The 20,206-nt window shown below is 38.6% G+C and carries 23 protein-coding genes; 18 read left to right on the forward strand and 5 right to left on the reverse strand.

Annotation, left to right across the window (positions count from 1 at the left end):
• The first annotated feature begins 116 nt into the window (after positions 1-116).
• The 15 genes from Q0779_RS19115 to Q0779_RS19180 all read left to right on the forward strand — a co-directional run bounded on the left by Q0779_RS19115 (position 117) and on the right by Q0779_RS19180 (position 13,717).
• Positions 117-716: a hypothetical protein gene (locus Q0779_RS19115; RefSeq protein WP_298775110.1), complete on the forward strand. Its 600-nt coding sequence runs from the start codon at positions 117-119 to the stop codon at positions 714-716.
• Positions 692-1,003, forward strand: coding sequence for a hypothetical protein (locus Q0779_RS19120; RefSeq protein ID WP_298775111.1), 312 nt, complete (start codon positions 692-694; stop codon positions 1,001-1,003). Before Q0779_RS19115 ends, Q0779_RS19120 begins: the two co-directional genes overlap by 25 nt.
• 13 nt (positions 1,004-1,016) lie before the next feature.
• Positions 1,017-1,340 carry a DUF2976 domain-containing protein gene (locus Q0779_RS19125; protein ID WP_298775112.1) on the forward strand — a complete coding sequence of 108 codons (324 nt, stop codon included), beginning with the start codon at positions 1,017-1,019 and terminating at the stop codon, positions 1,338-1,340.
• Positions 1,341-1,343: 3 nt separating this feature from the next.
• Entirely contained in the window at positions 1,344-1,703 is a 360-nt protein-coding gene (locus Q0779_RS19130; protein ID WP_298775115.1) for a DUF3487 family protein, read from the forward strand.
• Positions 1,704-1,721: 18 nt separating this feature from the next.
• A complete protein-coding gene (locus Q0779_RS19135) occupies positions 1,722-2,366 on the forward strand; it encodes a PFL_4703 family integrating conjugative element protein (RefSeq protein ID WP_298775116.1) in 645 nt (214 codons plus the stop codon).
• Positions 2,367-2,561: 195 nt separating this feature from the next.
• On the forward strand, positions 2,562-3,389 hold the full coding sequence (locus Q0779_RS19140; protein WP_298775118.1) for a TIGR03749 family integrating conjugative element protein: 828 nt from the start codon (positions 2,562-2,564) through the stop codon (positions 3,387-3,389).
• On the forward strand, positions 3,382-4,779 hold the full coding sequence (locus Q0779_RS19145; protein WP_298775120.1) for a hypothetical protein: 1,398 nt from the start codon (positions 3,382-3,384) through the stop codon (positions 4,777-4,779). Before Q0779_RS19140 ends, Q0779_RS19145 begins: the two co-directional genes overlap by 8 nt.
• Positions 4,760-5,173: a hypothetical protein gene (locus tag Q0779_RS19150; protein WP_298775122.1), complete on the forward strand. Its 414-nt coding sequence runs from the start codon at positions 4,760-4,762 to the stop codon at positions 5,171-5,173. The genes Q0779_RS19145 and Q0779_RS19150 overlap by 20 nt, the downstream gene beginning before the upstream one ends.
• Positions 5,164-7,938, forward strand: a complete 2,775-nt coding sequence (locus Q0779_RS19155; protein WP_298775123.1) for a conjugative transfer ATPase — start codon at positions 5,164-5,166, stop codon at positions 7,936-7,938. The genes Q0779_RS19150 and Q0779_RS19155 overlap by 10 nt, the downstream gene beginning before the upstream one ends.
• Complete coding sequence (locus tag Q0779_RS19160) at positions 7,935-8,378, forward strand: DUF1525 domain-containing protein (RefSeq protein ID WP_298775125.1); 444 nt, start codon at positions 7,935-7,937, stop codon at positions 8,376-8,378. Before Q0779_RS19155 ends, Q0779_RS19160 begins: the two co-directional genes overlap by 4 nt.
• A gap of 19 nt (positions 8,379-8,397) precedes the next feature.
• A complete protein-coding gene (locus tag Q0779_RS19165) occupies positions 8,398-9,414 on the forward strand; it encodes a TraU family protein (RefSeq protein WP_298775126.1) in 1,017 nt (338 codons plus the stop codon).
• A gap of 611 nt (positions 9,415-10,025) precedes the next feature.
• Positions 10,026-11,060, forward strand: coding sequence for a replication initiation protein (locus Q0779_RS19170; RefSeq protein WP_298775127.1), 1,035 nt, complete (start codon positions 10,026-10,028; stop codon positions 11,058-11,060).
• Between the two features lie 569 nt (positions 11,061-11,629).
• Positions 11,630-11,866: a 2Fe-2S iron-sulfur cluster-binding protein gene (locus tag Q0779_RS24030; protein WP_367180824.1), complete on the forward strand. Its 237-nt coding sequence runs from the start codon at positions 11,630-11,632 to the stop codon at positions 11,864-11,866.
• Positions 11,867-11,887: 21 nt separating this feature from the next.
• On the forward strand, positions 11,888-12,955 hold the full coding sequence (locus Q0779_RS19175; protein ID WP_298775128.1) for a DUF3150 domain-containing protein: 1,068 nt from the start codon (positions 11,888-11,890) through the stop codon (positions 12,953-12,955).
• 123 nt (positions 12,956-13,078) lie between these two features.
• Positions 13,079-13,717, forward strand: a complete 639-nt coding sequence (locus Q0779_RS19180; protein ID WP_298775130.1) for a hypothetical protein — start codon at positions 13,079-13,081, stop codon at positions 13,715-13,717.
• Between the two features lie 23 nt (positions 13,718-13,740).
• On the opposite strand, the gene Q0779_RS19185 is transcribed toward Q0779_RS19180, so the two are convergent.
• From Q0779_RS19185 to Q0779_RS19195, 3 genes are read right to left on the reverse strand one after another with little or no spacing between them, the layout of a single operon-like run.
• Entirely contained in the window at positions 13,741-14,379 is a 639-nt protein-coding gene (locus tag Q0779_RS19185; protein WP_298775131.1) for a hypothetical protein, read from the reverse strand.
• The gene (locus Q0779_RS19190) at positions 14,366-15,103 is read right to left on the reverse strand and encodes a recombinase RecT (protein ID WP_298775132.1); all 738 of its coding nucleotides are present in this window, start codon (positions 15,101-15,103) and stop codon (positions 14,366-14,368) included. Before Q0779_RS19190 ends, Q0779_RS19185 begins: the two co-directional genes overlap by 14 nt.
• A 9-nt stretch (positions 15,104-15,112) precedes the next feature.
• A complete protein-coding gene (locus Q0779_RS19195) occupies positions 15,113-16,231 on the reverse strand; it encodes a PD-(D/E)XK nuclease-like domain-containing protein (protein WP_298775135.1) in 1,119 nt (372 codons plus the stop codon).
• Between the two features lie 383 nt (positions 16,232-16,614).
• On the opposite strand from Q0779_RS19195, the gene Q0779_RS19200 reads away from it, so the two are divergent.
• The 3 genes from Q0779_RS19200 to Q0779_RS19210 all read left to right on the forward strand — a co-directional run bounded on the left by Q0779_RS19200 (position 16,615) and on the right by Q0779_RS19210 (position 19,107).
• Positions 16,615-17,022, forward strand: a complete 408-nt coding sequence (locus Q0779_RS19200; protein WP_298775137.1) for a hypothetical protein — start codon at positions 16,615-16,617, stop codon at positions 17,020-17,022.
• Between the two features lie 174 nt (positions 17,023-17,196).
• A complete protein-coding gene (locus Q0779_RS19205; protein WP_298775140.1) occupies positions 17,197-17,532 on the forward strand; it encodes a hypothetical protein in 336 nt (111 codons plus the stop codon).
• A 240-nt stretch (positions 17,533-17,772) separates the two neighbouring features.
• Positions 17,773-19,107 carry an ISNCY family transposase gene (locus Q0779_RS19210; protein ID WP_298775154.1) on the forward strand — a complete coding sequence of 445 codons (1,335 nt, stop codon included), beginning with the start codon at positions 17,773-17,775 and terminating at the stop codon, positions 19,105-19,107.
• 55 nt (positions 19,108-19,162) lie between these two features.
• On the opposite strand, the gene Q0779_RS19215 is transcribed toward Q0779_RS19210, so the two are convergent.
• Together Q0779_RS19215 and Q0779_RS19220 are read right to left on the reverse strand one after the other, a co-directional pair.
• Positions 19,163-19,636: a hypothetical protein gene (locus tag Q0779_RS19215; RefSeq protein ID WP_298775141.1), complete on the reverse strand. Its 474-nt coding sequence runs from the start codon at positions 19,634-19,636 to the stop codon at positions 19,163-19,165.
• 86 nt (positions 19,637-19,722) lie between these two features.
• Positions 19,723-20,004 carry a hypothetical protein gene (locus Q0779_RS19220; protein WP_298775142.1) on the reverse strand — a complete coding sequence of 94 codons (282 nt, stop codon included), beginning with the start codon at positions 20,002-20,004 and terminating at the stop codon, positions 19,723-19,725.
• Positions 20,005-20,206: the final 202 nt, after the last annotated feature.

A 20,206-nucleotide genomic window follows, 5' to 3' on the forward strand; every position in this document is an offset into this window, starting at 1 on the left:
TCTTATAAACACAGCCTCATCGTATGAGCTACACCCAAACCCACCCCCATTAATAGGGACGCAACCCATCCCATTAAAAATCTAACCCTTTAAGCCAGTTGGTAAGATGCATCTCAGTGATATTACTGAATGATGAGTATCAAATGGATAACACTTGGTCTATTGAGAAGAAAGGACAAAAAATAAAGCTAAAAATAGACAGTCACTCCCCTAAAGTGATGCTCTTTGTGAGTCTGTTGTTATATCATTCCTCGGCTCAATCACTGCAACCATCCCCTTATTTACTTCGATTAGAGGCCCAATTAAATCCCATACTAAGTCTGGCTGAAAAGGCCGCATCTTTAGAGTGTAAAGCAATAAAACAATTAGAAAATTTGACACATTTCTTTAGAGTTATACAAGCTGGGATCCAAGTTCATTTACTGCTTGGTGAGCCTCTTTACCCCTTACCAAAAGAGACCCCTCCTAATTTTACTTGCCAACCGTGGCTGGCTAAAAAAGAGCTAATTCTTATATCACACTACCTGAAACGTATGATGGTGTTTTTAGATGAGGTGAAAGGACAGCCGACAGGCAGAGAGAAAATCATATTTGATTTCACTCTACTGGAACAAGATTTAAATCAAGCTCAATCCGACCTTAACCAATTACTTTCCATGCCTGTAAGCCCTTACTTTAACGAGGAGTCCAGATGTATGAACTGTACTTCATTTTAGAGACTGTTTTTGTGGTGCTACCAGATATGGATTTTTTGCTATCGATAAAAAGCACTGTTTTGAATCATTGGACACACTGGGCTAACCAAGCCAATGGACCAAGTATTAGCATAACCCAAGCATTGATGAAATTTATCGCATACAGCGCATTGATGAGCACTGTTGTATGGATTGCTATTGGTATTTATCAAGCTTGGACAATAACAAAACTGAAAACTGGGCCGATGATCAATGCTTATGTCAGATTACTTATATTACTTAACGCCATTATTTTTATCATCCTGTAAAGAGAGTAATATTATGAAAAAGTGTATAAAAAACATATTCTTTGGCATTATTGCCATTATTATGTCTCCTGTTTTTGCTATTCCAGAAGTCAACACCTCAAATACAACTGACTACACAAACAAAGCAACTGAGTGGATACAGGCAGGCGTACAGCTGATGGCATTCTGTCTAATGAGCTATTTCTTCGTGATCACAGTATCCAATTTAGTGAGCACTTATAACGACACCGGCCCTGGTGGAAAGTCCAGCATGATAGATGTGGCCAAGCAGGCAATTGTAGCGGCGGTGCTTGGAACCGCCGCCATATTCTTACTTAATGCGTTGCTTGAATTCTAACTAATGCCATCAACTTCTTCTGAGATAGATAACACTATCGAACTGTTGGATTTCGAACCTATGGTTTGGCGAGGACTAACACAGAACGAAATCTTGTATTGCGCTGGAGTATCACTGTCTATCGGAGGTGCAATCCCGTTCTTAACGATAGGATTACTGACTCAAATTTGGTGGATGGCAATGACAGCCGGAATTATTGGGATTGTAGTCACTATTACCTATAGTACCAATAAGTTATCCATAATGAAAGACAGGTACCCTGACAATCTAATTTGGGTCGCTTTTGAGAAAATAATACAAAAGCGTTTAGGTACCAGTGCCGGGCATTTTATCGAAAATGAAAGGTTCGATATTAATAGGTAAACCAATAAGTGACTACTTATGTATAAAAAAAGCCGTTCTCGTGTACTCAGTTTAGCGCTAGAAGATAGGATCCGAGATTTAAAACGAGTCATCCTAGGCCTTTTTATTAGTCTGACCGTCTGTATCGGTGGTCTTGTAATGATGCCCCAATTTATCACCCTGTACGCGCCACCGAATGCAAGACAGGGATTTACTCAGCAAATTGGCGATATACATCCAGCGGTTGTCTATAACACTGCTTTTACCTTTTTTCAGAACCTTAATTACTGGGCCGTTGATGGTGCCACTGATATGTCGAAAAACTTAGATAAGTACCAATTTTTAATCACTGCCAATTTCCGTGAAGAGATGATGAAAATATATAGGAAAAGAATACAAGGTAATGATATTGCAGGTAAAACAAGAACGTTACAAGAGCTTCCTGGCCAAGGATATTCCGCAGACAGAGTGGAGCAAATTAACGATTATAGTTGGACTGTATATTTGGACACAATTGTAGAGGAGTCATACAAAGGAAGATTGTATATGAGAAGAGCGATCCGGTGGCCTATTAACGTTATTTTAGGCAGCACTCACGAGCAGTTTAATCCATGGGGATTCAGATTGGATGGATTTGTTTCACCTCCCACAGAAATAGCATTACCACAAGGATTAGAGCTGTAGCTGACAACATTTGTTTGGAGGTGTTCATGCTTGGAAATAATGAGGCAGTAACCTGCCGAATAAAAGAAAACGATCTCATTAAATCAACACTATATCCTCGAAATATAAGAGAGAAATTCGGTCTTTCAGACATTCCTGAACATCTAAAAGCCCAGTGGGCCGTCCTTATTAATCGACAAAATCGAAGGCACAAATATGAGATCGGAATCTGAATATACATTAGGTCTATTAACGTTAGCGTTTAAATATACGCTTGTGTTCCTACTTGCTATACCAATCCAACTGGGAGCAACAGAAATAAGAGAATGGCGAGGACACCCTTTAGGCGTAGGACTCACTGTAGGCCAAGAGCGTATTATTCGTTTTAATGATAATGTAGAGATCGCAATCCCTCCTTCCCTAAAAAAGTATATCAGCGTTAGTAGCGCCCAAGGATGGGTTTATCTAAAAGCATTAAATGAGTTCCAAACAGCAAGAATAAGAGTCAGGCTCATACAGTCCCAAAATATTGTCCTTATTGATCTAAAGACAATCAAAACAGTCACGGCTCTTGAAGACATTATCATACAAACTGAGCAGTCAAAACCAAAGGATGCAGTCTCCAATCACTCCCCTGCATCAAATAATATTGGCCCAATAGATCTCATACGCTATGCTTCTGCGTCTTTATATCTCCCCCCCAGATTAATTCCTTCTAGCGAAGGTATATCCCCTATTACAGTCTCTCAAACCATAGACTTAAGTCAGCTTTTCATTGGCGGAAGCTATGAAGCATTTTCATTGTGGCCAATAGCTGCATGGCGAAGCAATGGACTTTATCTCACAGCCATACAAATGAAGAACAATACAACTATCTCCCAAAGAGTTAGACGAGAAGATTTGAATGCTAAGTGGCTATATTTTACTACCCAACATCTGACTTTAACGTCAATAGGCACGCTAAATAGCCAAACAACATTGTACCTAATAACCGCGACGCCTATCCAAGCAGCACTGTTTAAGTCAAGGTCATCTCATGGCTAAATCTAAAACAAATTATATCGCAATCGGTGTTACAACTATTTTATTGATCACAGCAATTGGAGTGAAATTCTACAGCGACAGCAACAAAAAAGAGACAGAAGCCCCGCACACATTTGGAGGCAATCAATCGGCAGTAGAACCTGACAGTATCAAACTACCCCCACTCTCATCACCTGACCAATCAAAAGCCATTCATCAGATGACACTACTCAATTTCCAACTCGAGGCGATGACGGATAAGCAAAATGAACAAAATGAGAAAATACAAGCATTAAGAGTTGAGTTAAGGAAAGTGAAGGAAAATCAAAAGAATATCCCACCTAAAGATAGACCCGCAAACTCAAGCACACTGCAAGGTCTTGAAAAAGCCTTTATTGACGTTAAACAAAGACTCATTAAAGTAGAAGAACAAACAGAGGATAATCCTCACTTGGTTGAGGATGGTGAATACCCATCAAATAATACCGCCAATCCTTATGGCGTCCCCCAAACATCCAATACGCCCCCAATATCACCCTCAGATCCAAATCAATATGACCCAGAATGGATACAACCCATCGATGCCGAATTTCAATTGAATGAAAAGGGTGATAGAGAAAGGATTATCCCCGACTTTAAGAAACCTTTAACGCGTATCTATGAACCCGCCGAGCAATACATAGATACCGAAGTACCGACTCCTCACATCACCATTCCTCCCACCACCACCCTAGTGGGCGCCGTCACCCAATCCGCAATACTGGCCAAGGTCCCCATTGGCGGGACAGTAACAAGCCCTTATGAGTTTTTGGTAAAATTAGGCCCTGAAGCATTAGTCAGTAAAAACAATCATATCAATGGTCTCAGTAATATTCTCGCATCAGGTACGGCTATCGGAAACCAAGTATTAGAATGCGCAGAGGGCAATATTAATAAACTTGTTTTTATTTTTGAAGATGGCGTAACAACGACTGTAGAAGCAGACGATCCAGAAGAGGGGCGTCTAGGGTACATAACTGATGAATATGGCATCCCATGCATCAGCGCAGACGCTTACGTTAGCAATCTCCCACAATATCTGACGACACAAATGCTTTTACAACTAGGCAAGGGGGCCAGTGACGGTTTTGGACAAGCGCAGACAACGCAATCAAGCAATATTAGTGACTCATCAAGCAAAGTAACCGGGTCCCACAACTCATACGCCATCGCCAATGGCGCCTCTGAAGGAATTAACTCAGTCATTAATACACTGAACTTAAGACAAGCAGGGATGCTAGATATCGCTTACGTTGCTGTTGGCAAAGTCGTTGATATCAGGATCACAGAGCAAATAAATATAGATTACCCACTCAACACCCGGAGGCTAAATCATGATAATAATTATAATAATGTTGATAGCTTTGAGTAGTGCTACTGGATGCACTACGAGTAAAAAAAGCTTTTTACCCACGGGAACACTAACAGCGAAAGAGGTCTACTACGGCGCGCAAAGAGACAGTAGTATAAAAGGAAATAAGCCATACCCTTCCCGTACTGTTCCCCTCAGACCATTAGAAGATAATGAGTTACATTTAAACGCATATGCATTAACAAGCAGCCCAAAGCCAGATTATCAGTTATTACCCAACCCGACTCTGTACCTCTTTGTTAATACACGTCTTAGCGTTAAAAATAGAATTCCTATCCCTAGTTATATTACTGAATTTAAGATGCTAGCGACAGATGAATACGCACTTCCTGGCGAATTTTCAGCAATACAACATCTTTTAATGTGCTCTGCAGGACATCCGTTATGCAATTAAAAGATAGAGTGAAAAAACTATGCCACACCGTAGGGCTCTCACCATCAAACTATGCTGAACCAGTAAAAGCATATTCAGAAAAAGAGATTGATGATTTAGATAGGAGGGACCCTCGTAGTTTCCCTAGTCTACTGCCGTACAGTGAATACATGACCGAATCGGAAACCTTTCTACTCGAAGATAATTATAGCCAAGCTATTATATTCACAATCAACCCCATCCCCACCGAAGGACGAAGCCAATCGAATCTAATAATAACCAGAGACAAGCTCCAAGGCATTTTTGAAAATGAAGTAAAACCAAAACAAAAGAACCCCTGGATCATACAGGAGTTTGCATATCAAGATGACAATATCAGTGACATTCTCGACGATATGAAAGCAAATATGTCACCCGAAGCAAAGTCTACCAAATACAGTATTGAATATCTGGTATTAATGAAAACGCATTTAAAGGGGATAGCAAAAGAGCAAGGGATCTTTAAAGATGAACTGACTCAAAAGCAATGGAAAGGTGAAAAAAGACGATGTAAGTTCATACTGTTTCGCCGTTGCTCTGAAGCAGAAAAAAATGACGAGTATTTCGATCCTATCGAAGATATATGCGCTGTACGTGAAGGGGTAGAACGACAAATGCGAGCAAATAGGATCCAGTTTTCTAGAGATACTGGCATTGATTTTTTTAGATGGATGCTGATTTGGTTTAATCCTAATTTCGCATTAGCCTCAAGTAAAGAGGAACTGTTTAAAAAAATAGGGATCAATAACGACGATGATATTCCGTATGGATTCGACTTTAGTGAGGCTTTGATCCACAGTAAACCCAGAATAGATATTGATAATAATTGTTGGTGGTTTGATGGCAAACCACACACGTTAATAAGAAGTGCTAAGTTCAACAAAAGACCTGAAATCGGCCAGTTATCAGGTGAGATCAGCAATGGAATAGGCGTCAATAGCACAACAAGTAGCTTTATGGATGGATTACCTCCAGGAACTATCATCACTAAAACGATGTTAATGACATCTCAGGATGACGTTCTGCAACAAGCCGAAGTACTCGAAAATAAATGCAGAGGCGGGTCGCAACAATCCAATTTAACAATCAACGCCATCAAAACACTAAAACAATCTCTTTCACAGAATCAAAATATTTGCCGCTTAGCTGTTGGTGTTTATATCAGAGGTAGTGACCTCCCTGACTTAAAGAAAAAAGCTCGCGATATTACTGCCCTTCTTTTTAGCAACAACATCACATCTTACCGACTCGAAGATGACGGTTTAGCGCTGAAATCATACATAGACTTACTGCCTATGAATTTCTTTCCAAATAGAGATCCTAAAAACAGAGTCGCTAGGAAATGTTATGTGCAGCACGCTATGAACCTTTCTCTACTGTGGGGTAGAGAAGAGGGCTCCGAACATGTTAGCCAGATTGAGTTTAATCGAGGAGGGTCCCCCATCACCTACGACCAATTCGACAGAGACAAAGTAAACAATGCATTCGGGTTAATTGTAGGCCCTCCTGGTAGTGGGAAATCAGCCAAACTCGTGGATTTTATTCTCACAGTGATGGCTAACTATAGACCTAAGGTTTTTATTATCGAAAAGGGTAATAGCTTTGGTCTCATGGGGAAGTACCTACAAAGCATGGGAGTTTCAGTTAACTCAGTCAATGTAACCCCTGGCTCTGGTACATCATTACCCCCATTTGCAGACTCACATCTCTTATTTGAACAAGAAAATAGAGCAGGCATGAAATATGACAGTATCACAGACGATATCTACGCCGATCTAATCGAAGAAAACCCTGAGGATGACGAACAGAGAGATATTATGGGGGAAATGGAAGTATCTGCTATGTTGATGATAACCGGCGGAGAAAAAGAAGAACAAAAGCATTACCGTCGCGCTGAAAGAGGACTACTCCGACGATGCATAAGAGATGCCGCAATCACTGCGAAGCAAGAAAATAGAATGATGTTAACGCAAGATCTTCAAAAGCAATTAGCCATCACTTCCAAAGATCCCGATCTAAACACAAAGCAGCAAGAAAAACTCGCCGACATGGCTGCAGCTATGGACTCATGGACCCATGGATTTGATGGAGAGCTATTTAACAGGGAAGGCGAAGCATGGCCTGACGTAGATGTCACTATTGTGGATTTAGGCACACTCACAAAATCAGGTTACGAAGCCCAACTTGCATTAACATACATTAGTTTAATGATGAAAATTAACGCTATTGCAGAAGCTAACCAGTTCAGTGGCCGCCATAATCTTGTTATTACTGATGAGTCCCATATTATTACCACAGAAGAACTACTACTCAGCATCCTGATTAAAATAGTAAAAATGTTCAGGAAATTAAATACATGGCCTATATTTGCTACTCAAAATCTCAGTGATTTCCCCGACGTTGCCCGTAAATTGTTAAATATGATTGAGTGGTGGCAGGTATTAGCCCCATCCAAGGATGAAATTGAACAACTTAAGGCGTTTAAAGATCTGTCTGAAGAGCAGATCACATTAATGAAATCATGCAGAAAACAGACAAAGTGTTATACCGAAGGTGTCCTATTTTCTGAAAAACTTAACCCCCTCCTGTTTCGAAGCGTTCCCCCTAGCCTGCATTTAGTATTAGCGGGTTCAGATGGGAAAGAAAAGAAAGCGCTACGGGATGAAATGCATGCTTTGAATTGCAGTGATATTGATGCCGCCATTAGCTTGGCCAAAAAATTAGATAAAAAAAGAGGCATAATATGAAACAAGTTATAGCTGCCTTTATTAGCTGGCTACTCATCACCATACCGGTCTTCGCAACCCCCCACATCGATATATTCATTAGCCATACTCAGGCATTCGACGTCGAACGCTTTGAGCGAATAACAGCGAGCAATGCAAGAGTATACTGGCTTGGCGCGGATCTTACTGCGTTACAAGCAATCAATAGTCGCTTTTTAAGAACAGGCTCTATTGATGAAGTTAAACCCCGCATCCAAAAAATCATACAGTCACCGGCAATACAAAAATTAATGAGTGCCATTAGTCAGGCTGAAAACGCTAAAGCTAAAGCCAACAAATTAGGCGTTAAAGCATATCCAGCCATGGTCTTTAATGATAAGTGCGTTGTATACGGATTAAGTGTTTATGAATCTTGGAAAAAGTATCAAAGGTTCACTGATAAAAAGCGAGTATGCCAATAAAATAGAAATAGAGGTCCCAATGAGTAGATTTACTAAATCGCTGTTAATGCCTATTATGTGCATACTTTTATCCTCCTCAGCTATCTGCGCTGAACAATCCGAGTTAACAATTACTGAACTCGCTCAAGATCACTTTAATTTCTCGTGCGTTCAATTAGAAATTGTAGGAGTGTGTTTTTGGTTAAAGTGCTCTTTGCTCACATGCAGTGTGGAATACAGCGTACTTAATAGCCATTTCTCACCCGATCTGTTTGTCGAAAGCAGACGTAGTGATAGTCATTCCGCTGGCATCTTATCAAGTATCCAACATCAACCTGCTAAGCAAATAGGTAAAACCCTACTTGGCGTAGAACAAGGCCAAGGGAGCAAAACTGCTAGCTTACAAAAAAAAGCAAAATCGAGTTTACAATTCACTGATGTCAGTATTACAGGATCTGCTGATATCATAATGACTGATATGATATTTAATCAGATGTTTAATGCCACTGGAACGTTTGAATGGTGTGATAGTAAAGTCACTCCTTTCTATCCCTATTTTAATTCGCTGTTAGACTTAGAATGGAGATTAGGGCTCTATGAAATGCTAGCCTCGGTAGGTAATACAGATAGAAAGATTGAGGATAATACGAATCCGGCCCCGATAACATGGGGAAAGATATACCCTCGGACAGGTCACATTATTGGGGATGATCCTTATCGAACCAGTGCTGTAAATGTTCACAAAGGCGCTGATTTTATTACGAGTGACGATCACCAATGGCCTCATCTTTATTCTGCCCCTCCATCAGATCCAAATGAGATTGTCGGTCGTGGATACGGGCATGTTAAAGAATCAAGTGATAAAGCAGGAAAATGGCAGTTGAATCACCCGCGAGAAAGGGGGAATTCTTGTTATATATTCCCTGATCCAGAGGCAAAGCTAAACAGTATTAGTTCGAGTAACGGTAATTATATTTGGACACTTTGGCGAAAGTACAATTGCTGTCGACGAGAAGGGCAAACCTTTCTTTATAAAATAGAATTTGAAGATGACTAATCCTGTTTTGTCGCTGAACCTAAAGTATAAATTTATAGCGACACCTGTATTGTTGTTTAAAGCATATTTTGGTTGAAACAACACCGTATAAGAAATGAGGAATGAAAAGATATCCACATATCCACCGCTCTATAATAAGATCTTTATAAGGATCTATAAAATCTATAAAGATCTATAAGATCTATAGCTTTCTATTTAATCATTATTATCAGTGCTATACAGTTCTATAAATCACGTTTTACTGTCCTTTAAACTACGTTCTACTGTCCTATAAATCACGTTTTACTGTCCTATAAATCACGTTTTACTGTCCTTTAAACTACGTTTTACTGTCCTTTAAATCACGTTTTACTGTTGTTCATCCACAGCCCTCTTCCACAAGTAACTATTTAACGGTATAAAAATAGTCTGTTATAGCCCGTACATACCGATCTAATCTTTAAATTCGTATGAATGTTGCCCATATCAATTAATAGTCTAGTATTACTACTTACTGTTATTTTTTTATCGGATAAGCATTGTTAGCAGTTTTATTTGACGATCCGTGTAAAATTAACCGATTTATGACAGTAAAACGTGATAGTTACTATTGAGAGTGCAAAGGGAAAGTGATGGAAGAGGAATTTGAAGTACAGACAGATAACATTATTACCAGTGCTGACATGAGAGATGTCAGTCGATCATTTTTTAAAAAAGCCCATGAACTGGTGTTTTCACAAATATCATTGACCCCTATACAACATGACATATTTGCCTTATTTCTATCTAAATATCATAAAGACAATTGGACCGAATTTTTAGAAAAAGGAGAAATATCAAAGATCCCTGTCTATAAATTTAATACAAACGTGCTATGTGAATGGTTTGGATTGACCGTTAACCATCTCGCTACTGTACTAGTCGGTCCTTGTGCAGATCTTTCAGGTAAGAAAATAGGGTGTAGGACTCATGATGAATTTGATTTTATCCCCCTATTTTCTCGCGTACGTTACAGGAAAGGTCAACTCATTATCTCACCGAACCACCAATTAGTACGAGCTTATATGGGAGCCAGCCAAGGCCATAGCCTTGTTTCTCATCAAGAGTTTAGAAGGCTAAAGTTAAGCTCATCAAAGCGCCTATATACAATACTATGTAGATTTAAAAATAATAGAATGACCTTACATACGCAACCACTTCAAGACTTATATGGATTATTTGGACTTGTTGACGAAAGAGGAAAGGTTAAGAAAAAAACATATATGCAGACTGGTCATTTTATTAGTCGAATAATTATACCCGCTATTAATGAAATTAGTGTGGTTGAAAAAAATATCACATTCCACACTAACGAGACCACCGGAAGTTTAGGGTTCTCATATGAAAAATCAGGCCGAACGATCGTTGGTATAAAATTTCTATTTACTTGGAAACAGGAAGTTGATAAAGGACCTGCGCTCAATTATCAAACAGCCATTCAAACTTATAAGCAATTGATGGCTATTAAGTTTTGTTTGCCGCCTCAGGATGAGCTTGACAATGCTATGAATTTTATAGGAAAAATGGTTCTGGATAAAGAGCTTGATTTCAACGTCGACGTAACTGGCTTTATGGCCCGTTATACAGCTGCAACAGAAGCTACATTGGATATGCTAGAACCGACTTAACATACTAAGAACATTAGTTTGAGTAACAACTTCAAAGCTCAAATCCTAAAATTGACAATTTTTAGCCTTTCGGTTAGTCTGAAAAATAGACACTTCGTCGAACGCACATGTAACCCACTAAAAAACAAAAAAACCTAAAAGCAAAATACCCTAAGACCCCATCAACCAGCCACTGTCTGCTTGATGCCGTTTTTATTACGCCACCGATCCCCCAGTTCACCCGCCTACGGCTTAAGGCAAATCTTCTGATCGCCGAACTCAACTAACCCACACCCGCGCCCTTAGTCCTGAGATGGCCTAAATCCGGTTGCACTTAAATAAGGATATATACCATGGAAAAAACATATGTTGTATGGAGCCCGGATAAAGTTCTTTGGGATCTACATGAGAAAGTTGACACTTACCAAGGGTTAATAAACGCCAAAAAAAACACGAATGCTCAGTATCATCCATTGTACATACGAACAGTATAGAGGAAGTCGTGGAAGCATTTTTTAATGAAACTGATGTAGAAATCAAGTACCACATGCTCGAAGAAGCGACCACTGAAACAAACCATGGAGGCGATGATGATAGTTAAGTTAAAACCATCCGTTCATACCGTGTTAACACTACTTGAAAAGGATAAATACGTAACCAAAGCTGAATGCCGAAATGGGTTCTGTAGCGCATGTAAATGCCGATTAATTGAAGGAAAAATTGAGTATGAAACTTACCCCCTAGCCGCCCACAATTTAGACGAAATTCTGATTTGTTGCGCTAGACCACTTACTGAAATCGAGATCCAAATTGATTTAAGTCAATAACCCATGATTATGGAGAATCCCATGAACAGTGTAGAAACCGAGACAACCTTGGTTATGTACCACGTTGGTACCGATAACGTAACCGGATGTCATGGTACTAGTACCGTACCTGAAGCCGACGTATTGATTGACGGTAATAAAGTTAAGAATAAGAACTTAACTAAAAATACTGTTATGTGGCTACCTGCCAAATACTTGGACACAACATATAACCCTAGCAAACTCCTTTCCACTAAAGTTAGCTCTTATGTCTCTTCAGCTTTCAAGCGTGTTCTTCACGAAAATGGAATATATATCAATGATGTATATTTTATTAGTAGTGACGAGATGGTAAAGGTTAATGAAGAGCTAAATGACATAACCGAAAAAGGTTATCAGCGCTTAGATCAAATTGAGGCTCAGTGGGACACGATTGTCGGTGATCATTGTAGTAATCCTGAAAACAGAGAAATAGCAGGATTAATTCAAGATCATGCTCTATCAGCCGCAGAGTGGAAATCCAAGTTCACATTTAAACCCCCTGTACCTATGCACGTTAAACCCATCTTTATTGAAGATGCCCATTCACTACAAGAAATGCAGGTTCGACAATTATATGTTGAGATCAGTAACGAAGCTGAAAAACAACTAAATCACTTAAGTAAACCCTCAATGAGTATAGGGCAGAAGTTTAGGCAACCACTTGCCCGTCTAGTTCGTAAAATATGCTCTTTAGCGTTTATTGAACCAAAGATTATTGCTGTGGTTGATTACGTCGAACATGCTATTCGCATTTTACCTAAAAAAGGAAAACTACCCCCATCCGATGTTGAGGTCGTCAAAGATGTCTATTACGGCTTATCAAGCCCTAATCGTATCAAAGAGGTAATTGAACAACGAGATCCCACATCTAACGCCAATGCATTACTACAAAGTATGAATGATGCAGGTAACGCCGCCGACAATACCCAAGATACTGATTTGACCGGTTCTATTCACCCAACCGGCGACGGTGTAGGCGATGACGAAGATAGCCGTGATTTCGATGATGTAGGCGATGACGCTAGTAATGATGATGAAAGTCATGGCTGGGGTAAGGATGTATGGTGAACACCGTATAATGTGTATTTATTTTTTAAAGATGCAGTGCTAACGGTTAAATAATAAATACCATCCAACCCAATAGGGAGTCTATCCCTTGTGGGGTGTTCTCCTTTTTTAAGGAGACTTATTATGACCAATCTCTCACCCCCTTTTTGCCTCGCAAAAAATCACAACTTTATCCCTCATTTCCTTGATGATGAATTTATTATTCAGTTTATGAAAGGAAAATCAGGTTTTGAAGACGGTATAATGGGAATAGATCCACACCTGGATTCAAAAAATATGTGTTACTGGATTGAATGGACTGAAGATGACTGCCGTAAATTTTGGTTCGGTTTTATCGATGTTCTGTTTAACCAATTAATTAAGGCAAAAGAGAAGTTGCAGCACGAGATAGTAACCTATGTAACATCAGATGGGTTTAATACGATATGTAAACTTATTGGTTTAGATCAACAGACTATGGTTAATGAGTATTACTATCTAAACGATCAACTACCCATCCTACACCGGCTTAAAACTGCTCTAATACAGTTTGAGAAAATATGGAGTGAAAATAAGTTAAGCCAGAGATATAGGTTCAAACACAATTTACCCTTAAATGGGATACCCAACCGTATCCTAAAACTATGCAAAGAGGATCAAATTATATCACCATTGAAACAGATCATACGTCTATCAACCGATCTTTATGTCAATGAACGATACGATGAGCATGACAAAGCATTGCGCTATGTTGCGCAAATCGTTGGCAGTAAGGTTAATTAATCAACATGGAGAGAATACAAAAGCTAAATATGAAAAGACTTACATTGCCCGTTATTGTGGTGTAAGTCTTTGTTCTTGTGAGGCTTATTAAACTTCTCCGCTGTTACTAAGAATAAAGGTACATCCACTCCTCCTTGCCCAAACCCTAAGTACTTTAGTGCTCTTCGGCTCAGAGCCGACAACAAAGCCGAGTGACTATAAGCAAGATAAAATGGCAAGCAACGATGCATCTTGTTTTTATGCCACATCGACCAAAAACCCAATAATTCTTCTTTAGACACAATCCCAGAGAAATAGGCACCTTTTCTCTCCACCTCAAAATATCCCCCGAGAACCCTTCCTCGAGGCTCTGAGGCACATTCAGATATGATTGGACGTCTTGATCCATTAAAGCAAAAAGACATCCCCTGAGTAACTACCCCCACTCTTATTTGCCCAAACCCCAACGCTCTAATCGCATACTGATAAAAAACAGGAGTCAGTTCAACCACAAGTTTAACAAAACCCTCTGTATTAGAAACAGCAAAAATATCAAAATAATCTTGAGAGCCACACAACTCATTCAACTCTTGACTAAGATCATAAGCTCGGCTTCTTAGGGGCTCAGAGTAGATAATTAGTGAGTTACGATCCCCTTCTTTTTTGTAGCTACTTAGGATCATAAGATTGTCCCTCTTCACTGACGCCGTTAAATTGATCTTCTAATTCTTGAATCGCGAGATTATCAACATCAATATTTGGACTGATCCGAAACCAATTCTTCGCAGAAAATCGGATAATAGCAGCCCTTATGCACTCTCCTTTGAATTCTGAATCCCATGACTTCTCATGCCCATAAAGTCTAGCCATCATTTCGACTTCATCAATCTGGCTTCTACTCATTACCGTTGTCATCAAACTACCATCAGACACTTCAGCAATACAATAACCCCCCTCAAGCTGACCTCTTACTGAAACATCAGTCGATAAACAACTTGTCGAATGTATCACTTCCATTCGAGGGCCTTGATATCGAAAAGTGTCATTTGCGTAAACGAGCCCAACATCAATTCGATTAAGTAAACCACTCCCACAGAAAATTCGCTGATATCCCCGATAACCAATCGCCAAGCTCAATGTAACAAAGTTCATTTGATAATTAAGCTGAAGAAAACACTCTTTTCTTTGATCTAAAAGAGACAATCCTAATCGCACCGCTCTCATTAAACATTCAGCCAATGCAAGACGAGGAAGAGGATAATGATCTCCCTGCAATATGATAAATTGGCGAACAATCGCATTGGCTTCTTGTCTAAATATTAAGTCAGAACGCGGGTAATTCTTTGAAGCTTGTTTGTACTCGTTTTCAATTGAGCTCAACGAGTCTAAATATGGCTGCAGTTCCATAGCATTCTCCTAAAAATAATTCGTAAAAGAAGAAACATCTGATTGCGTGAAAACGCCCGATTTTCTATTTAATTTTAAAGTAACCAACTCATTACCCACAGAATAAGCATCCCACTTTCCGGTCGTCATTGACTGCTGTATTTTTGATAAGTGACTAATAACAAGCCCTTTAGCCCTTTCTCTGCAAATCGAGTCAAGCGCATAAGGGGTGACTAAGTTTGGTAAGGCTGTTTCTACTGCAATAAATTCCATCGGCGCGAGTTCAATGCCTAGTAACGCTGCGACATGCAAATAAAAAGCCTCTTGAGTGTCGTAGTTGTAACGTAAACAAGCTTTCTTGAAGTCATAAGTACCTGTACCCGAAGTTGTCTTTAAATCTAAAGGGACTGAACTGTTGTATAACCAATCTAGACGACACTTAAGCCACATTTTGTGGTTTGAGTCATACGCGATCAGCGTTAGTTCGGCCTTACCATTTTTAAGATACCTGGCAACTCTCGGATGTGTGATAACGCTATTAGCACAACGCAAACATAAATCCCAATCCGATTTAGTTACCCCCATTTTGTTGGCCATACGACGTACTGAGGGCTCTGAATGTTTACTGATAACAGAACTTATCCGATTACTAGCGAGCCCCATGGCGTGATTGAACGCTTTATCTCCCCAACCCGATCTTAGAGATTTTTCGACGATATCATCAAAGATATAAGCATCAGGGTCTATCTCCCTGACTAAATCGACACATCCTGATTTTGTCGATGGGCATGTTTGTAAGTGTTTAATCAAATAACCCTGTAGATCACTCAATGTGTGCAAAGCATTTGGATAGTCTTCGGGGGAAGGAAACAGGAAAAAATGATTATTCACTTCCTTTGGTGTCAATGCCAGAGCGTGCGTTAATGATCCCCCTGTTAATTGACGATTATAAATTTCGACATCGGCAGGATTATTTTGCTCATAATTGAAATGAGCCATGGATGTAAAACTGGATTTTAAACGACTATGGTTTAATGCTTTAATTTGTTTATAGACGGAAAAAGGGATATCAGAATAAATACCACCGACCAGCTCCCCATCATTTAAGAAGCCACCATTAGCACCAGAGATAATGTTGATTTTATTCATAAAGCACTCTCTAACTGAATAATATTACAACAATGATAACTCTTTTTTATTATCTCGCTTGATGGCGATGAGAGTACAAGTTACGTTTACACTATCGCGGAATATGGTGAAAATAACTATCAATGGATAACTAAAGGTTAATTCATTATTTCTACCAGTGATAAATGATTCTTATCACTGGTAGCTGAATGAAATATAGCAAATTTTTGTTAGAGTGGTATGATGTGCGCTATGAGAACACATATAGAAAGTTAAGCTAATCTAATGCCTTAGGTTAGTAGGCACATAACAAAGATAAGCGTTCAGATGTCAAACTGTTTGCTTGAAATGTAAAAAGAAGTTTTCCACTGGTGTTGGTGATGTTATAAGCACAAGGAGTTATAGTGCAAGTCGAATGTCCATCTTGTCAAACAGACAATCAAATAGAATATTCCGAGAATATTGTTTGCTTTAGTTGCAAAGAATCTTTTAAGGATCATGCGTTCAAGAAATTTAAAAAACCATTAATTTCAACAACAACAGCTCTAATAATCGGAATATATGGGACCTACAAAATAGATAACACTTTCTTTGAAGAGCAAAGATTACCTATACAAGTCGAATATGAATTAATTGATAGTTGTGTTAACTCTTCAGGCGGGAGCTTACGAAGTTCGCAGTATGTTGTGAAAAAAGAAGTCTGTATGTGCGCACTTGAACAGACTGTATTAAAAATTAATTATGAAGAAATGAAGAAAAACGAGTCATTATTTATGGCTCGTTTTAATAGTAATATTAGTATTTGTTACTAAATTTAGTTTTTGGTGGATTATTGCCTCTTCCACCGCCAGAAGGTTCTCCAGTTTTGCTTGGTCCGTTTGGTGGTGTGTTGTTTGCTGTAAGTAACATGTTATTTCCTTAATATATGTTGTTTATGTTAGTTCCCTTAAGGAACAGTTTCTATTGTAAGGAGGGTGAAAGGACAAATGGGGACAAATGAATTACAAAAGCAAATAAAGAGCATAATTGCTAGCTTAGGTTGGTCTCAAAAAAAACTAGCTAGAACTATTTATATAGAGCTAAATGATTGGGATGATGAATCTGAGATCATCAAGTTTGAAGAAAAACTAAAAAAAGAATTAAGCCGTCCCACTACCAAAGTAAAAAGGTTAGAGTGCTATCTTTCTGTAATCAGTCGTCACCCTGATTTTGAAAAAATAGACTTTGTAACTTTAAAATATAAGACTACAGGTTTCATTTCTAGTTATATGGTTAAAGAGATGAGGGCTAGTTCTGAGTTGTTAGATAAGAAGCTGGGGTAATGTACTTGTAGCTAACTAAGGGAAGGATGCGCAGATGTGGCTTATCTTAATCGTTCAACAAGTAGATAATTTCCCCATTTTCGCCCCGACTTAACATAATCTCTTGTTGTGCGCATTTGACCAAGGTCTAGTTGTAATTCAAATATAGTAATGTCACATTTCCCCAACTTAGAGATGTCACATTCTGGTATGCTGGATACAAATAATCCAGCATATTAGATTGGTGTCATGTTAATTACGATGAATGAAAAGGAACTGCACCGGATTGGTGTTATTAAGGATGTTTGCAATAAACAATTAACTCAAATGGCCGCTGCTTCAATTTTAGGGCTTACTCGCCGGCACACACAAAGGTTAGTGAATCAATTCCGCAAAAGTGGTGAAGCTGGTCTAGTCTCTAAACGTCGTGGATTGCCGAGTAACCGTCGTTTTCCATATGAATTTAAAGATAAAGTTTTAACGCTGGTTAAGCAAAAATACGCGGATTTTAAACCGACCTTTGCCTGTGAAAAATTAGCAGAGCTACATGGTATAAAACTCTCCAGCGAAACCTTAAGGCAATGGTTAATTACAGAGGGATTATGGCGAGTTCGCAAGCGTAAGCAGAAAAAAGTCTACCAACCTCGATATCGACGTGAATGTTATGGTGAGCTGGTGCAAATAGATGGCTCTTATCATGATTGGTTTGAAGGCCGTTCACCTAAGTGTTGCTTGTTAGTGTTTATTGATGATGCGACCAGTCAGTTGATGTCATTGCGCTTTTGTGAATCAGAGACCACTTATGATTATATGAATGCGACACGAGAATATTTGGATAATCATGGCAAACCCATTGCTTTTTACAGTGATAAATATGCGGTATTTAAGGTCAATTCACCGAGCAAGAAAACCAATAAGCAAATGACAGAATATGGACGTGCGCTCTATGAACTTAATATTGAATTAATCTGTGCTAACAGCTCACAGGCTAAAGGACGAGTCGAACGCGCCAATAGGACACTTCAAGACCGCCTGATTAAGGAAATGCGCTTAGCAAACATCAATACCATAGAAGAAGCTAATGTGTGGCTTCCTGAGTTTATGGCTGACTTTAATTGCCGCTTTGCTTGTGCTGCTCAGTCTTCTCAAAATGCTCATCGCCCAGTACAAGAATCAAAAACTGAACTGCATAATATTTTTTCAAGGCAAACAAGCCGAAAACTGACCAAAGCACTAACTTTACAGTATGACAAAGTAATGTATATTATTGACCCTACTGATAAAGCTAAAAGATTAATCGGTAAATCTGTCATGATTTATGATTACCCTGATGGCACCATATCGATTCAATATTGTGGTGAAGAATTACCTTATAGCGTGTTTGATAAACTCAGAAGTGTGCAGCAAGGGGCTGTTGTTGAAAATAAACGCTTGGGCGCAGCATTGGCCTTTGCAAAAGAGAGTCAAGCAGAGCGTTCAGAAACCTACGAACGTACTCGTAATGCTAAAAAAGGGAGTCGAAAAGCGCAAGCAAGGGCGATTAATCCACTTGTTGAACAAGAGGTTAAATTTAAGCCAAGTTTGACGCGAGAATAACCTCTATTACCAAAAGCTTTCAAATTTAGCTCAGCGATATGAGTGTTATATTAATTTATTCATTAAATTCAAAAGTAACTGAAATTGAAGGTGATTCTTCAATATTTATAGTAAAGCCTGATGGAGTAAGATAAGGGTTATCTTTATATTTATGTTCAAAATCAATTAACAATAAAATCAAGTTTTTGTACAATAATTCAGATGACTGAGTACTAAGTTTAGTGATGTTAGATAAAATATTTGAAGGTAGAACATCTGAAGATTCAATCCAAGCAAATTTTTTACCGAAGTATATAGCATTTAGTTTTACTGCATACCAACCTTCTTTTTTATCAATAACCTGATATGAAATAGCTTTGGTGGTAGTTGTCACTATTTTTGAAGTGATGCTTGCTTTAGAGTATAGATTGGCTTTATCAACTAATATATCAACATAAGCTGGGTTATTAACCTTGATTTTACTTTCTTTATGATTTTTCCTACTGAATATGTCAATTGTTTTTTGAATGATAGCCAAATCTTTAGACATTTCTTCGTAGGTTTCTTTTTTGGTTTCGGCGTATATATGGCTACAGAATAATAAAAGTAATATTAAATATCTCAATTGCATGAGTATTAGAATACTCCTGCTAAATATGCAATTAGTGTGTATAAAAAAGAGCCTACAAGTGCTCCCAATACGATCCCATTAAAAAAATTTTCATTTTTCAATAAAAACATGCACATACAAAATAAAGCAGACCATAAAGTAACCAGTATAAAATGATATGGTTTAGGCAAAACCCCATGAAATGAATTGTATAGCATAATTCCAACTTGAATAATCAATAAACCACCAAAAATTATCGCTGAAACTTTTTTTATCAAGTCAGTATCTGTATCTGTATTTAATTTCATATGATGTAACCTTTTGTGTTCTTACACTATAAAGTGTAGAAAATAGAGGTTATCTGTCAACAAAGATAAAAAAAGCCCTTAAAAAGGGCTATAGGCAACCTTAGATTGGATATCAAGTGGCTATGAAACACCTGATTTAAGAAGTTTAGTTGGTAAATCATTTTATATCTAATAACTAATGATGTGACATTTCTACTTTGCC

Origin of the sequence: uncultured Shewanella sp. (genome assembly GCF_947491715.1) — a bacterium.
GTDB lineage: Bacteria > Pseudomonadota > Gammaproteobacteria > Enterobacterales > Shewanellaceae > Shewanella.